Below are 14384 nucleotides of genomic sequence, written 5' to 3' on the forward strand. Positions count from 1 at the left end.
AATCATGTTTGGCAGGCTCAAGGACTGGCGGCGTGTCGCAACCCGCTATGATCGCTGCCCAAAAGTCTTCCTCTCAGCCATCGCGCTCGCCGCTACAGTCATCTATTGGCTATGAGTCCTGACCCTAAGCTAGGAAAACCCCTTGGGTTTTTATCATCGGGGAGGAACCTTTATCACATAATGTATAGCAACCACTGTAAATTGCAAGTTAACATCGGAACGTTTTCTTTGCCTGACTAGTCAGCAATCATTTCGGCCTGCCGGACAATCACTTCGGCCTGTTTGATTGATGCGATATCAACCAGCCGCCCCTTATAGACGGTCGCGCCTTCGCCACGGGCCTTGGCCGCATCCATCGCCGCCAGGATTTCACGCGCTTCCAGCACTGCGGCTTCGGATGGGGTGAACACCTCATTGGCCAGAGCAACCTGCTTGGGGTGGATCGCCCATTTCCCGACCATTCCAAGAGTGGCAGACCGCCGCGCCTGTGCGCGATACCCTTCATCATCGCTGAAATCCCCGAATGGTCCGTCAACCGGCAATACCCCATGTGTCCGGCACGCCGCGACAATGGCCGATTGCGCCCAGTGCCACGGGTCTGACCAATGGCGCTTGCTGTCGTGCAACATGTAGTAATTTTCCTGCGTGCCGCCGATACCTGTCGTTGCCATCCCCATGGATGCCGCAAAATCGGCCGCGCCCAGCGACATCGCCTGCAGGCGCGGGGATGAAGCTGCGATTTCCCCGACATGCGCAATGCCCGCCGCCGATTCAATAATCACCTCAAAACTGATGCGCCGGGCACGCCCCCTGGCCGCCTCAATCGCTGATACCAACGCATCGACTGCATAGACATCGGCGGCGCACCCCACTTTCGGAATCATGATCTGGTCCAGCCTGTCGCTGGAGTGTTCCAGCAGATCGACCACATCCCGGTACCAGTATGGGGTGTCCAGCCCGTTGATACGCACAGACAGCAGCTTGCTTCCCCAGTCAATCTCATGGGTTGCCGCGATGATATTCGCGCGTGCCGTATCCTTGTCAGAAGGGGCGACAGAATCCTCCAGATCCAGATTGATGACATCTGCGCCCGATGCTGCCATCTTTTCAAACAGCGCCACCCGCGATCCGGGTCCGAATAACTGGCAGCGATTGGGGCGCGCAGGCGGGGCAGGCTGGATACGAAAGCTCATTCTTCACCTCGTCGGTCAGTAAGTTTCGAATTAGTCTTGCTTTGGGTTATAATGTTGCGCGCGCCTTCGCAAGACGATTTTCTGCACCTGCAACATACCGGCGGGATCGCGCTGCGTTAACGCAAAAAATTTGCGCGATTTTACCAATTTATACAAAAATCTTGCCTATATTCATCCATCCATATGGCAATTCACGATAAACTTGCCATGATTCCGCGTAAAATTGCGCCAACGTTCAACATCTGGGCAGGAGCATGCCGTGATTCAGACCCCATATCTTCTGTTTCTGGGCGATGCGCCCGACCCGCTGGCCGCAAAGGTCGCACAGGGCATCAAGGACTGGCGGCCCGAATTTGCCATCGGCCAGCTCCGCATGGACGGGTGCCGGGCGGATATGGGCTTGCCCGACATGACTTTGGCTGCGGCGAAGGCCGCCGGGGCGAAAACTCTGGTGATCGGTGTGGCCAATCGTGGTGGCGTCATTTCGGCGGCATGGAAAAAAGTTCTGGTCACCGCGCTGGAAGAAGGGTTCGATCTGGCATCGGGGCTGCACAATCTGTTGCGCGATGAACCGGACCTGAAAGCGGTGGCAGAGGCGACAGGCCGACAATTGCATGATGTGCGCGTTCCGTCAGTGAAATACCCCATCGCCAATGGCGAAAAACGCAGCGGCAAGCGCTGTCTGGCGGTGGGCACCGATTGTTCAGTCGGCAAGATGTACACGGCCCTTTGCATGGAGCGCGAGATGATCGCGCGTGGCATGAAGACCACATTTCGTGCAACCGGCCAGACGGGTATTCTGATTACAGGTGACGGTGTGCCGCTGGATGCAGTTATCGCCGATTTCATGGCAGGCGCGGTCGAATGGCTGACGCCAGATAATGACCCCGATCACTGGGATCTGATCGAGGGGCAGGGCAGTCTGTTTCATGTCTCATATTCCGGTGTGACGATGGCGCTTATCCATGGCGGGCAACCCGACGCGCTGATCCTGTCGCATGAACCGACCCGTACCCATATGCGCGGCCTGCCGGGCTATGCGCTGCCTGCACTGTCGGACTTGCGTGACACGGCGCTGCACCTTGCGCGCGTCGCAAACCCTGCGGTGCAGGTCATCGGGATTTCGGTCAATACCGCTGCGATGGGCGCGCAGGAAGCGCTGGATTACTGCGCAGAGCTGGAGGCAAGCATGGGTCTGCCAACAGTGGACCCGTATCGCCACGGTGCAGGCAAGCTGGTTGATGCGCTTGCGGCGGTCTGACTGAGCGGGGTGAATAATGGGGCTTTGCCCCTCTGGGGCCGTTGGCCCCATTCACCCCAGGATATTTGTGCCAGAATGAAAAGGGCAGAGAATGCTGACGATAACGCAGGACCGGTTTCAGCTGGCCGAAGTTTTCACCATTGCCCGGGGGTCGCGGACCCATGCCGATGTCGTGACTGTCAGTCTGGCCCGGGATGGGGTGACGGGGCGGGGGGAATGTGTGCCTTATGCCCGGTATGGCGAAAGCCTTGAATCGGTCTGTCGTCAGATTGAAGGGCTTGGTGCCGGGACCGGACGGGCAGGGTTGCAGACAGCGTTGCCCGCAGGTGCGGCCCGCAACGCCGTTGATTGTGCATTATGGGACTGGGACGCGAAGCGTCTGGGAAAACCGGTATGGGACCTGGCGGGGCTTGCGGTGCCAAAGCCCCTGGTGACGGCATTCACGCTGTCGCTGGATACACCCGACAGGATGGAGGCTGCCGCCCGCCGTCATGCCGAGCGGCCCTTGCTGAAGATCAAGCTGGGCACCCCTGATGATATGCCCCGGCTGGAGGCCGTGCGGCGCGGTGCCCCTGATACACGCATCATCATTGATGCCAATGAGGGCTGGAACGCAGAGGTCTATGCAGAGCTTGCGCCGCATCTGATCGGGTTGGGCGTGGCCATGGTGGAGCAACCCCTGCCCGCAGGGGATGACGGTATGCTGGGGGAAATTGCGCGCCCGCTGCCGGTTTGTGCCGATGAGAGCTGTCACGACCGTGCCAGCTTGCCGTCGCTGAAGGGCAAGTATGACATGATCAACATCAAGCTGGACAAGACCGGGGGCCTGACGGAGGCGCTGGCTTTGCACGATGCCGCGCGTGCCGATGGGTTTGGCGTGATGGTGGGATGCATGGTTGGCAGTTCTCTGGCGATGGCGCCGGCGGTGCTGGTGGCGCAGGGGGCGGATATTGTCGATCTTGATGGTCCGCTGCTGCTGTCGGAGGACCGTGACCCGCCGCTACACTATGATGCGGAAGGTGTGCATCCCGCCTTGCCCGCGCTTTGGGGTTGAGTGCCCTTTTCCAACGCCTGCACATGCGCTATGGATCATGCGAAACCGGAGGACAGCCAGATGCCAAGATACCGCTCTCGCACGACAACACATGGACGCAACATGGCAGGCGCACGGGGCCTGTGGCGCGCAACGGGGATGAAGGAGGGTGATTTCGGCAAGCCGATCATTGCCATTGTCAACAGCTTCACCCAGTTTGTGCCGGGCCATGTGCATTTGAAAGACCTTGGCCAGATGGTCGCACGCGAGGTTGAAAAGGCTGGTGGTGTGGCCAAGGAATTCAACACCATCGCTGTAGATGATGGCATTGCCATGGGCCATGACGGGATGCTGTATTCGCTGCCATCGCGCGAGATCATTGCCGATTCGGTCGAATATATGGTGAATGCGCATTGTGCCGATGCGATGGTGTGCATTTCCAATTGCGACAAGATCACCCCTGGTATGCTGATGGCGGCGATGCGGCTGAATATTCCGGTGGTGTTCGTGTCCGGCGGGCCGATGGAAGCGGGCAAGGTCGTGGTTGATGGTGTCGAAAAGGCGCTGGATCTGGTTGATGCCATGGTCGCGGCTGCAGATGACAAATACACCGATGCGCAGGTTCTGGCGATTGAAGAAGCTGCCTGTCCTACATGCGGGTCGTGTTCGGGAATGTTCACGGCCAATTCCATGAACTGCCTGACCGAGGCGCTGGGCCTGTCGCTGCCCGGAAACGGGTCCACACTGGCGACACATGCCGACCGCAAGCAGCTATTCCTGCGGGCGGGCCATGTGATTGTCGATCTGGCCAAGCGCTATTACGAGCAGGATGACGACAGCGTGCTGCCGCGCAATATTGCAAGCTTCAAGGCGTTCGAGAATGCGATGTCGCTGGATATCGCCATGGGCGGGTCAACCAACACTGTGCTGCATCTGCTGGCTGCCGCCCATGAGGGGGGCATTGATTTCACCATGCAGGATATCGACCGCCTGTCGCGCAAGGTGCCCTGTCTGTGCAAGGTCGCGCCCGCTAAAAGTGATGTTCACATGGAAGATGTGCATCGCGCCGGGGGGATCATGTCGATCCTGGGCGAGTTGGATCGCGCAGGCTTGCTGCATTGCGATCTGCCGACGGTCCACAGCCCGAGCATGGGCGATGCGCTGAACACATGGGATGTGCGGCGCACCAACAGCCCGGAGGTACACAGGTTCTTTGCCGCTGCGCCCGGTGGCGTGCCCACACAGACTGCGTTTTCGCAGGAACGCCGTTACGATTCAGTCGATATGGACCGGCAGAACGGGGTGATCCGCGATAAGGAACATGCCTTCAGCCAGGATGGAGGGCTGGCGGTTCTGTTCGGCAATCTGGCTGAGCAGGGCTGCATTGTAAAAACTGCGGGTGTTGATGATTCGATCCTGCAATTCAGCGGCCCGGCGCGGGTATATGAATCGCAGGATGATGCTGTCAGCGGTATTCTGACCGGCAAGGTGCAGGCGGGCGAGGTGGTTATCATCCGCTATGAAGGGCCGCGCGGGGGGCCGGGTATGCAGGAAATGCTGTATCCGACCAGCTATCTGAAATCCAAGGGGTTGGGTGCCGCCTGTGCGCTGGTCACTGACGGACGGTTTTCGGGGGGCACGTCGGGCCTGTCGATTGGCCATGTCAGCCCGGAAGCTGAAGAGGGCGGGTTGATTGGTGTCGTGGAAACCGGTGACAGGATTGAAATCGACATTCCCAACCGCACGATTCATCTGGCCGTGGATGATGCAACGCTTGCTGCGCGCCGTGCCGCGCAGGATGAGAAGGGCTGGAAGCCCGCCAACCCACGCCCGCGCAAGGTTACAACAGCGCTGAAGGCCTATGCGGCTTTGACCACGTCGGCGGCCATGGGGGCCGTGCGAAAACTTCCTGAAGGACTGTGAGCTATGAGTCGCATCGTTTATGTGAATGGCGACTACCTGCCTGAGGGCGAGGCGAAGATCTCGATCTTTGACCGGGGCTTTCTGATGGCGGATGGTGTCTATGAAGTGACGACTGTCATAGATGGCAAGCTGATCGATTTTGACGGGCATTTCCTGCGGCTGGAACGCTCGCTTGGGGAGTTGGGAATTGAAAACCCGATGGCGCGCGATGAGTGGCTGGACGTGCATCGCCAGTTGGTTGCGCAAAATGACGTCGGGCACGGGATGGTCTATTTGCAGGTCACCCGCGGTGCGCCGGGGGACCGGGATTTTATTTTCCCGGACCCGGAAACCACCAAACCCACGGTGGTTCTGTTCAGCCAGGCGAACCCTGCGTTGATTGACAGTCCGAAAGCCAAAAAGGGTATCAAGGTCATTACGATTGATGACATCCGCTGGGGGCGGCGCGATATCAAGACGGTGCAATTGCTGTATCCGTCCATGGGCAAGATGATGGCCCTCAAGGCGGGCTGCGATGATGCCTGGATGGTGCAGGATGGTGAGGTGACCGAGGGCACATCCAACAACGCTTATATCATCAAGGGTGGCCGCATCATTACCCGCGCGCTGTCCAATGACATTCTGCACGGGATTACCCGCGCTGCGGTGCTGCGATTTGCCCGCGAGTCGCAGATGCCGGTTGAGGAACGCAGCTTTACCGTGGAAGAAGCGATGCAGGCGGATGAGGCATTCGTGACCTCTGCCAGTACTTTTGTGATGCCGGTGGTGGAAATTGACGGCGCAAAGCTGGGCGCGGGCACGCCGGGGCCGCTGGCCACGCGCTTGCGCGAAATCTACATTGAGGAAAGCCGCAAGACCGCGATCTGAGCAGCAAGGGTGCGTGGAAATCACGCACCCTGCCAGTTGCGCTGGTGCCGGTCAGTCGGGTTTATGGCCGACATTCTCGGCAAAGGACTTCTGGAAAGCCGCCTGTTTGTCAGCGTTGGCTTCGGTCTGGTATTTTGCCTGCCATTCTGAATAGGGCATGCCATAGATGGCTTCGCGCGCGGTGTCCTTGTCCATGTCCAGCCCGCGCGCATTGGCGGCTTCCTGATACCAGCGCGACAGGCAGTTCCGGCAGAACCCTGCAAGGTTCATCATGTCGATATTCTGTACATCGCTGCGCTTATCCAGATGCGCCAGCAAGGCGCGGAATGCGGCGGCTTCCAGGTCTGTGCGTGTCTTGTCGTCCATTGCATCCTCCGGCGCGGTTGGAACCGGACACCTGTTCATTCCTGCGCCCGCCGTCAAGCTGACAGTATCACGGGGGCTTGATATTCTCTGGTAAAATGATAGTTGTTTGCGCTAACAACTTCTGCCGGTTGCTTATGGCTGCAATATGGTGCCTGCATTTCTGGCCGAACGCATCTCGGGGTCACACCCGCCTGAAAGGACCTTGCATGACCGTAATACGTCGCCACCGCATGATTAAGATTGTCGCCACGCTGGGGCCGTCTTCTTCGACCTATGACATGATCCGCGCCTTGTTTGAAGCGGGGGCAGATGTGTTCCGCCTGAACATGAGTCACGGCACGCATGACGAGATGGCACAACGCCACGCCATCATCCGCCAGGTAGAGGCCGATCTGGGGCGCCCCATTGGCATTCTGGCTGACCTTCAGGGACCAAAACTGCGGATCGGCACGTTTAGTGATGGCCCGGTGGATTTGCAGGTCGGGCAGGAATTTCGCCTTGATCTGGACAAGGCACCCGGGGACCGGCAGCGCGTCAACCTGCCCCACCCCGAGATTTTCGAAGTGCTTGAACCCGGCGCTGACCTTCTGGTGAATGACGGCAAGGTGCGCCTGAAGGTGAATGAATGCGGGCCGGATTTTGCGGAATGCACAGTCACTGTGGGTGGTGTTATTTCCGACCGCAAGGGTGTGAATGTGCCCGATGCAGTGTTGCCGGTTGCTGCACTTTCGGACAAGGACCGCAAGGATCTGGAATTCGCCTGTCGTCTGGGTGTGGACTGGCTGGCATTGTCATTCGTGCAGCGCCCGTCAGACGTGTTGGAAGCGCGTGAGCTGGCACAGGGGCGCGCGGCAATCCTGTCGAAGATTGAGAAACCCGCGGCGGTGAAGGCGTTTGACGAAATTCTTGCCGTGTCGGACGGTATCATGGTTGCGCGGGGTGACCTTGGCGTGGAGCTGCCGGTGCAGAATGTTCCCCCCATCCAGAAGCGGCTTGTCCGCAAGGCGCGCGCCGCCGCAAAACCGGTGATCGTGGCCACCCAGATGCTGGAATCCATGATCGAAAGCCCGATGCCGACCCGCGCCGAAGTGTCCGACGTTGCAACGGCCATCTATGAAGGGGCTGATGCGGTCATGTTGTCGGCGGAATCAGCGGCGGGCCAGTTCCCGATTGAAGCTGTGACCACCATGAACAATGTCGCGATCGAAGTTGAAAGCGACCCGACCTATATTGATGTGATCGACGCGTCGCGCAAGCATGTGCATCATCATTCCATCGCGGATGGTATCGTTTCAGCCGCGCGCGAACTGGCCGAGAAGACGAATATTGCCGCGATCTGCTGCTTTACGGAATCGGGGACCACGGCAAGCCTTGTTGCGCGCGAACGTCCGCATGTGCCGATTTTGGCGCTGACACCATTTGTCGGTGTGGCACGACGCCACGCGCTGACATGGGGCGTGCATTGCGAGCAGGTTACCGAAGTGAACCGCTTCAAGAAGGCCGTGATCAATGCTGTCCGGGTTACACGCAAATACGGTTTCGCCACAGAAAAGGACCAGATCCTTGTGACAGCGGGTATTCCGTTCAACCAGCCGGGCACAACCAATATTCTGCGCGTTGCGCCCTGTTCGGAACACTTGATTATTCAAGGAGAACCCGAGTAGCCTGACCTTCCCCTGATCGTGGGATGGCCATGGATTTCGAGGTGCTTTTTCTGCTGGGGGTGTATCTGTTGCCGCTGGCACTGGTCAGTGCGCTAAGCGCTTGGTCCGATAACCGCAAGCCGGTCCTTGGCCTGCTTCTGTCTGCGTGCAGCGGCGGGCTTCTGGTCTGGGTCTGGCGCATGCGCCCGCAGGGCATGTATGGCCTGCGCGACATTCCGGAACTGACTGTTGGTCTGGTGGCGCGGATCATGACATATTTCTAGGTAAACTGCCTTGCGCGCTGCGGGTTTCTGGTGTAGCGAGCACGCTCTGTTTGATGTGTCCGGCCATGTGGCATGCCGAGTCGCATCTTCAACCGGTTTTCGAATTAAGGAGTCGGAAATGCCCAAGATGAAGACCAAATCAGGCGCCAAAAAGCGCTTCTCCATGACGGCCAGCGGCAAGGTCAAGGCAGGTCAGGCCGGCAAACGCCACGGCATGATCAAGCGGACCAAGAAATTCATTCGCGACGCACGCGGCAACACCATCCTGTCTGATCAGGATGCGCGTATCGTCAAGAAATACATGCCCTACGATCGTTAAGGAGCAGCGCAGATGTCCCGAGTTACTTCCGGCAAAGTTACCCATGCCCGTCACCGCAAAGTCGTCAAGGCCGCCAAAGGCTATTACGGCGCGCGGTCGCGCAATTTCCGCACTGCAACGCAGGCGGTTGACAAGGCCAACCAATACGCAACGCGCGACCGCAAGGTGCGCAAGCGGAATTTCCGTGCGCTGTGGATTCAGCGTATCAACGCGGCGGTACGTGAAATCGACCCTGCGCTGACCTATTCGCGTTTCATCAACGCGCTGGGTCTGGCCGGGATCGAAGTGGACCGCAAGGTTCTGGCCGATCTGGCCGTTCACGAACCAGAAGCCTTTGGTCAGATTGTGGCCAAGGCAAAGGCCGCAATCGCCTGAACACCAGCACCGCGCTGACATGAACAGACCGCATGCCCTTGGCGTGCGGTTTTTTCTTTGCCCCGCAAGCGCAGGCAGGATATGGCAGACGGAAACAGGCCACCCCCCTTGGCCTTGACACATCTGTTGCCCATATAAGGCAAAAGACCAACGTAGAGGGCGAAAATGCTGGAACTGAACGCGGGCACGAACGCTGCCGACGAAACCCTGATCACCGAAGGATCTGACCGTGATTTCATGACCCAGGTCATCGAAGCCAGCAAGGAAGTGCCGGTTATCGTTGATTTCTGGGCGCCATGGTGCGGCCCATGCAAAACCCTTGGCCCTGCGCTGGAAGCCGAAGTCCGCGCCGCACGCGGCAAGGTGCGCATGGTCAAGATCAATGTCGATGAAAACCAGGCCATTGCCGGGCAATTGCGCGTGCAGTCCATTCCCACGGTTTACGCATTCCATCAGGGCCAGCCGGTTGACGGGTTCCAGGGGGCACAACCGCCTGCGGCGCTAAAGGAATTTGTGGCCAAACTGGCGGCGCTTTCATCGGGCGATGACGGGCTGGATGCCGCGCTGGACGAAGCTGACAGCATGCTGGAACAGGGCGCGGCCGCTGATGCCGCGCAGGTTTTTGCCGCCGTTCTTGCAGAAGAACCCGAAAATGCCCGCGCTTTTGGGGGATTGGCGCGCGCCCATATCGCTGCGGGTAATCTGGATCAGGCCGAAGCCCTGATTGCAAATGTCCCCGCCGCCATTGCAACCGCGCCAGAGGTGGAAGCCGCGCGCGCCAAGCTGGCGCTGGCGCGTCAGGCCGAAAATGCCGGCCCTGTGGATGAATTACGCGCGCAGGTTCAGGCCGATCCCGCCAATCATCAGGCACGGTTTGACCTTGCACAGGCGCTTTATGCCACTGATCAGGCAGAAGCCGCGATTGATGAATTGCTGGAACTGTTCCGTCGCGACCGGGAATGGAACGATGGTGCGGCCAAGGCGCAACTGTTCACGATTTTCGATGCGTTGCAGCCCAATGACCCGCTGGCCGCCAAAGGGCGGCGCAAGCTCAGCTCATTGATATTTGCCTGAACGGTTTGTCGGGTTAGGTTAGCTTGCATGGTGCATATAAAAGACCTTCCCGACCTTATCGCGGTATTCCCGTTGCCGGGTGCGCTGCTGTTGCCGCGCGCCCGGTTACCGCTGCATATCTTTGAACCCAGATATCTGGCGATGCTGGACGAATGCATGAAAACGCCGCATCGTCTGATCGGCATGATCCAGCCACGCAGCACCCCGCTGGGCAGTGAAAAGGCACTGCACAGTATTGGTTGCGCGGGTCGGCTGACAGCATTTTCCGAAACCGAAGACGGGCGCTATATGATCACGCTGACCGGGGTGTCACGGTTCCGGTTGCAACAGGAAGTGACCGGTTTCACACCCTATCGCCGCGCCGAAGTCAGTTGGGAAGGGTTTGAGCGGGACCGCGGCAGTGATGAACAGGATGACGGCTTCGACCGCGATGAATTTTTTGTGCTGCTGAAGCGGTTTTTTGCCATACATGGGCTATCGACCGATTGGGACAGCCTGACAGAGGCCAATGACGAATTGCTGATCAATTCACTGTCAATGCTGTGCCCACTGGAGCCGGATGACAAGCAGGCCTTGCTGGAAGCACCGTCATTGACAAACCGGCGTGAAACCTTGGTAACATTGATGGAATTCGCCCTGCGTGGCGGCACGGATGAGGCGCTGCAATGACCCGGAATCGTGGCTTCGACAGGCATATGCTGGAAGCGCTGGTCTGTCCCTTGACCAAGGGCAGGCTAAGCTATGACGCGCAGCGTCAGGAACTGGTGTCCATGGCCGCGCATCTGGCCTTTCCCATTCGCAATGGTATTCCGATCATGCTGGTCGATGAAGCCCGCGAAGTTGACTGATATCCGGCAGGCGCTGAAAACAGATGCGCCCTGACCTTGCGGTCAGGGCGATCAGCGTAGAAAACATGTCGCTGGTCAGGCGACAGGCGCGGAGATCGGGCGGCCGGTCAGCATTTGCGTCCCTGCCCGAATGATGATGTGACCATTGCTCAATTGACGCACAAAAACACCCTGAGCAGAAATGTGCCTTCCGATCCTGATGGTGCGTATCATGGCATGGTCCCTTTTTGCGAAGGCCCTGTTCAGCGTGTTTGCCACACTGGACGGGCGTTAACCTGATTGTGCCATATTCCGGTGCCAGAACAACGCCTGCTGCATGGCATTTCCTTAATTCTGACAAGTTTTCCCGTTGACCAGCGGACGACTGTTTCCGAAGCTGTAATGGTCGCGGAATAAATCAAGGTTAACCCCGGAACTGGAAACGCACCGCGCCGTGCCTACAGCCAATCGCGCAGAATCGGTATCAGCGGCAGGTCTGCGGGCGGCATCGGGAAATCCCGCAATTGCGCAGGGCGCACCCATTTCAGCGCCTGCCCTTCGCGCGACTGCACCTGTCCATCCCATTTGCGGCAGGCAAACAGCGGCATCAGCAGATGAAAATCATCATAGGCATGGCTGGCAAATGTCAGCGGTGCAAGGCAGCTGGACCATGTGTCGATGCCCAGTTCTTCGTGCAGTTCCCGTATCAGCGCGGCTTCGGGCGTTTCGCCCGCTTCCACTTTGCCGCCCGGAAATTCCCACAGGCCCGCCATGGATTTGCCTTCGGGCCGCTGCGCCAGCAATACGCGCCCGTCAGCATCAATCAAGGCGACCGCAGACACCAGAACCAGTTTCACGAACGGTAATCCGTGTTGATGTCAATATAGCGATGCGTCAGATCACAGGTCCAGACCGTCGCAGCCCCCACACCAAGGCGCAGGTCAACGCCGATGACCAGTTCCTGCTGGCGCATGTATTCCGCGCCGACCTGTTCGGCATAGCTGGGCGCAACCTGCCCCTGAGAGGCGACCAGATGCGGCCCGAACCGGATGGACAGGCGGTCTCGGTCGGCTTCGGCACCGGATTTCCCGACGGCCATGACAATACGCCCCCAATTCGGGTCTTCGCCCGCGATTGCGGTCTTGACCAGGGGCGAATTGGCAATCGCCATCGCAACCTTGCGCGCATCTGCGTCGGAACGTGCGCCTGATACGGCGACTTCCACGAATTTCGTGGCCCCTTCGCCATCACGCACGACCTGATGCGCCAGATCCAGCATGACCGCGCCCAATGCATCGTTAAAGATTTGCGCCGCGTCGCTTGTGGTATCTTCAATCACGGGCATGTCTGCCTGCGCTGTGGCCGCGACCAGCACCATATCCGATGTGGATGTGTCGCTGTCCACGGTAATGCAGTTGAAGCTGCGGTCCGTCTGGCGCGACACCATGGATTGCAGCGCAGAGCGCGTGATCTTTGCGTCGGTGAAGATATAGACCAGCATGGTGGCCATATCGGGCGCAATCATGCCTGACCCTTTGGCAACGCCCGCGATGGTGACGGGCTGGCCGTCAATGTCCACTTTGGCGCTGGCGCCTTTGGGGAATGTGTCGGTTGTCATGATGGCGCGGGCCGCATCCGGCAGGGCCGCCGCGGACAACCCGGAACCGAGTTCGTCCAGCACCGCGACAATCCGGTCATGTGGCAGCGCTTCGCCGATAACACCGGTTGATGATGTGAAAATCCGCGCCGCAGGCAGGCCTAGTTTCTGCGACAATGCCGCGCAAAGTGCCGTGACAGACGCAACCCCAGCTGCGCCGGTAAACGCATTGGCATTGCCGGAATTGACCAGAAACGCTGCCCCTTCGGCGCTGTCCCTGGTGATCTTGGACTGCGCATCCAGCACGGATGCCGCGCGCGTGGCCGAACGGGTGAAGGTTCCGGCGACAACCGAACCGGGGTCCAGCACCGCCAGCATGACATCTGTGCGCCCCTTGTAGCGCACACCCGCCGCTGCGGTGGACAGGCGCAACCCGCGGATGGCCGGCAGATCAGGGAATTGCGCGGGCGCCAGCGGCGACACCAGAGATGCCTTGGCAGGGGCGCTTTGCGCGGCCTGTTTGACCTGTGCCTTCAGCGATTTGATTTTCTTCTTCAGCGTCTTTTTCGCGCCCATCGTCATTCCCCAAAGAAAAGCCGACCCGCAACCGGGTCGGCGTTGCACTGGCAGGTTACACCCGGCGCAATCAGTCGTCCAGAAGCTCTGAGCGGTCCATGATATCGGGGCCCAGCCCTTCATAGGTGCGTTCAATCGTTGCCGCTTCGGTGGCGCGGTTCAACTCTGCCTGCGCGGCTTCGCGCTGGATATTCTGCACCAATGCGTCGCGCACTTCGTCCAGTTCCGGGGCCTGTGACATGCGCATGTCATTGAGCAACACCAGATGCCAGCCGAACTGGGTTTCCAGTGGCCCCATATATTCGCCGACTTCCAGCGCTTCGACAGCGGCTTCAAATTCCGGGATCATGGCACCCGGTCCGAACCAGCCAAGCGACCCGCCATTCGCGGCGGCCCCGTCAAAGGAATGCTCGCGCGCCAGTTCGGCAAAATCCGCACCCTCATCAAGCTGCGTGCGCAGGGCTGCGGCTTCTTCCTCTGTCTCGACGATGATATGCGATGCGTTATATTCGGGTGTCGGTTCCTGGCCGTCAAATTCGGTGACAAATGCCGCATAGGCTTCGTCGATCACTTCATCATTGACGGCGGCGTCAGCAACCCGCGACAGGGCCGCATTGGCGACGAATGCGCGCTGTTCGTTTTCCAGCGTAACCTGTTCGCGCGCGGTCAGGGTGCCTTCGGCATGCTGCATGATGGCGGTTTGTTCGATCAGTTGCTCGACCAGCGGTTCAAACAGTGCTTCGGCGGGCAGGCCGCGGAACTGTTCCGGCAGCACTTCGCGCGCGGCCAGAAGGTGACCCAGCGTGATGTCGGCACCGTTCACAGTTGCCAGAACCGTGTCGCGCGTCACGTCATCTTGTGCGATGGCGGGGGCGGAAAACGCCAGCCCCGCCGCCAGAACGACGCTCAATCGTGAAAATCTGCCCATATTCCTGTTCCTTTCTCTGTGCGACCGGCGCACATCGTTGACACTTTTGGGGTCGACCATTACATCGCAGACTGGTTCTGCAATGCTTGGGGCCGTGCGGTTCACCTGCCCTTCTATG

At 59.3% G+C, this 14384-nt stretch carries 16 protein-coding genes and 1 pseudogene; 12 read left to right on the forward strand and 5 right to left on the reverse strand.

The genetic code is table 11. The annotated features are described in order from the left end of the window. Positions 1–115, forward strand: a pseudogene (locus PUT78_RS10305) (IS5/IS1182 family transposase); the annotation flags it as partial. Positions 116–236: 121 nt separating this feature from the next. Here PUT78_RS10305 and PUT78_RS10310 read toward each other — a convergent pair. Beyond that, on the reverse strand, positions 237–1193 hold the full coding sequence (locus PUT78_RS10310) for an L-malyl-CoA/beta-methylmalyl-CoA lyase (protein WP_274352183.1): 957 nt from the start codon (positions 1191–1193) through the stop codon (positions 237–239). 259 nt (positions 1194–1452) lie between these two features. On the opposite strand from PUT78_RS10310, the gene dgcN reads away from it, so the two are divergent. The 4 genes from dgcN (at position 1453) to PUT78_RS10330 (ending at position 6277) form a co-directional block, all read left to right on the forward strand. After that, complete coding sequence (dgcN, locus tag PUT78_RS10315; protein ID WP_274352184.1) at positions 1453–2454, forward strand: N-acetyltransferase DgcN; 1002 nt, start codon at positions 1453–1455, stop codon at positions 2452–2454. Positions 2455–2545: 91 nt separating this feature from the next. Continuing rightward, positions 2546–3508 carry an N-acetyl-D-Glu racemase DgcA gene (gene dgcA / locus PUT78_RS10320; protein ID WP_274352185.1) on the forward strand — a complete coding sequence of 321 codons (963 nt, stop codon included), beginning with the start codon at positions 2546–2548 and terminating at the stop codon, positions 3506–3508. Positions 3509–3568: 60 nt separating this feature from the next. Beyond that, entirely contained in the window at positions 3569–5410 is a 1842-nt protein-coding gene (ilvD, locus tag PUT78_RS10325; protein ID WP_274352186.1) for a dihydroxy-acid dehydratase, read from the forward strand. Between the two features lie 3 nt (positions 5411–5413). Beyond that, positions 5414–6277 (forward strand): D-amino-acid transaminase, encoded by an 864-nt coding sequence (locus PUT78_RS10330; RefSeq protein ID WP_274352187.1) that lies wholly within the window; start codon positions 5414–5416, stop codon positions 6275–6277. A gap of 51 nt (positions 6278–6328) precedes the next feature. On the opposite strand, the gene PUT78_RS10335 is transcribed toward PUT78_RS10330, so the two are convergent. Beyond that, on the reverse strand, positions 6329–6643 hold the full coding sequence (locus PUT78_RS10335; RefSeq protein WP_274352188.1) for a DUF1244 domain-containing protein: 315 nt from the start codon (positions 6641–6643) through the stop codon (positions 6329–6331). Between the two features lie 215 nt (positions 6644–6858). On the opposite strand from PUT78_RS10335, the gene pyk reads away from it, so the two are divergent. The 7 genes from pyk (at position 6859) to PUT78_RS10370 (ending at position 11186) form a co-directional block, all read left to right on the forward strand. Continuing rightward, the gene (gene pyk / locus PUT78_RS10340) at positions 6859–8307 is read left to right on the forward strand and encodes a pyruvate kinase (protein ID WP_274352323.1); all 1449 of its coding nucleotides are present in this window, start codon (positions 6859–6861) and stop codon (positions 8305–8307) included. Positions 8308–8330: 23 nt separating this feature from the next. Further along, entirely contained in the window at positions 8331–8570 is a 240-nt protein-coding gene (locus PUT78_RS10345) for a hypothetical protein (protein ID WP_274352189.1), read from the forward strand. Positions 8571–8688: 118 nt separating this feature from the next. Continuing rightward, positions 8689–8889: a 50S ribosomal protein L35 gene (gene rpmI / locus PUT78_RS10350; RefSeq protein WP_274352190.1), complete on the forward strand. Its 201-nt coding sequence runs from the start codon at positions 8689–8691 to the stop codon at positions 8887–8889. A gap of 12 nt (positions 8890–8901) precedes the next feature. Beyond that, positions 8902–9264 carry a 50S ribosomal protein L20 gene (gene rplT / locus PUT78_RS10355; protein ID WP_274352191.1) on the forward strand — a complete coding sequence of 121 codons (363 nt, stop codon included), beginning with the start codon at positions 8902–8904 and terminating at the stop codon, positions 9262–9264. A 165-nt stretch (positions 9265–9429) separates the two neighbouring features. Then, the gene (gene trxA, locus PUT78_RS10360) at positions 9430–10338 is read left to right on the forward strand and encodes a thioredoxin (protein ID WP_274352192.1); all 909 of its coding nucleotides are present in this window, start codon (positions 9430–9432) and stop codon (positions 10336–10338) included. Between the two features lie 27 nt (positions 10339–10365). Beyond that, entirely contained in the window at positions 10366–11007 is a 642-nt protein-coding gene (locus PUT78_RS10365) for an LON peptidase substrate-binding domain-containing protein (protein WP_274352193.1), read from the forward strand. Continuing rightward, the gene (locus PUT78_RS10370; RefSeq protein ID WP_274352194.1) at positions 11004–11186 is read left to right on the forward strand and encodes a Trm112 family protein; all 183 of its coding nucleotides are present in this window, start codon (positions 11004–11006) and stop codon (positions 11184–11186) included. The genes PUT78_RS10365 and PUT78_RS10370 overlap by 4 nt, the downstream gene beginning before the upstream one ends. A 437-nt stretch (positions 11187–11623) precedes the next feature. Here PUT78_RS10370 and PUT78_RS10375 read toward each other — a convergent pair whose 3' ends face one another. The 3 genes from PUT78_RS10375 to PUT78_RS10385 all read right to left on the reverse strand — a co-directional run bounded on the left by PUT78_RS10375 (position 11624) and on the right by PUT78_RS10385 (position 14266). Then, entirely contained in the window at positions 11624–12022 is a 399-nt protein-coding gene (locus PUT78_RS10375; protein WP_274352195.1) for a (deoxy)nucleoside triphosphate pyrophosphohydrolase, read from the reverse strand. Continuing rightward, positions 12019–13338: a bifunctional glutamate N-acetyltransferase/amino-acid acetyltransferase ArgJ gene (gene argJ / locus PUT78_RS10380; protein WP_274352196.1), complete on the reverse strand. Its 1320-nt coding sequence runs from the start codon at positions 13336–13338 to the stop codon at positions 12019–12021. The genes PUT78_RS10375 and argJ overlap by 4 nt, the downstream gene beginning before the upstream one ends. A 70-nt stretch (positions 13339–13408) precedes the next feature. Further along, the gene (locus tag PUT78_RS10385; protein WP_274352197.1) at positions 13409–14266 is read right to left on the reverse strand and encodes a peptidylprolyl isomerase; all 858 of its coding nucleotides are present in this window, start codon (positions 14264–14266) and stop codon (positions 13409–13411) included. Positions 14267–14384: the final 118 nt, after the last annotated feature.

Source organism: Roseinatronobacter alkalisoli, assembly GCF_028745735.1.
Taxonomy (GTDB): Bacteria; Pseudomonadota; Alphaproteobacteria; order Rhodobacterales; family Rhodobacteraceae; genus Roseinatronobacter; species Roseinatronobacter alkalisoli.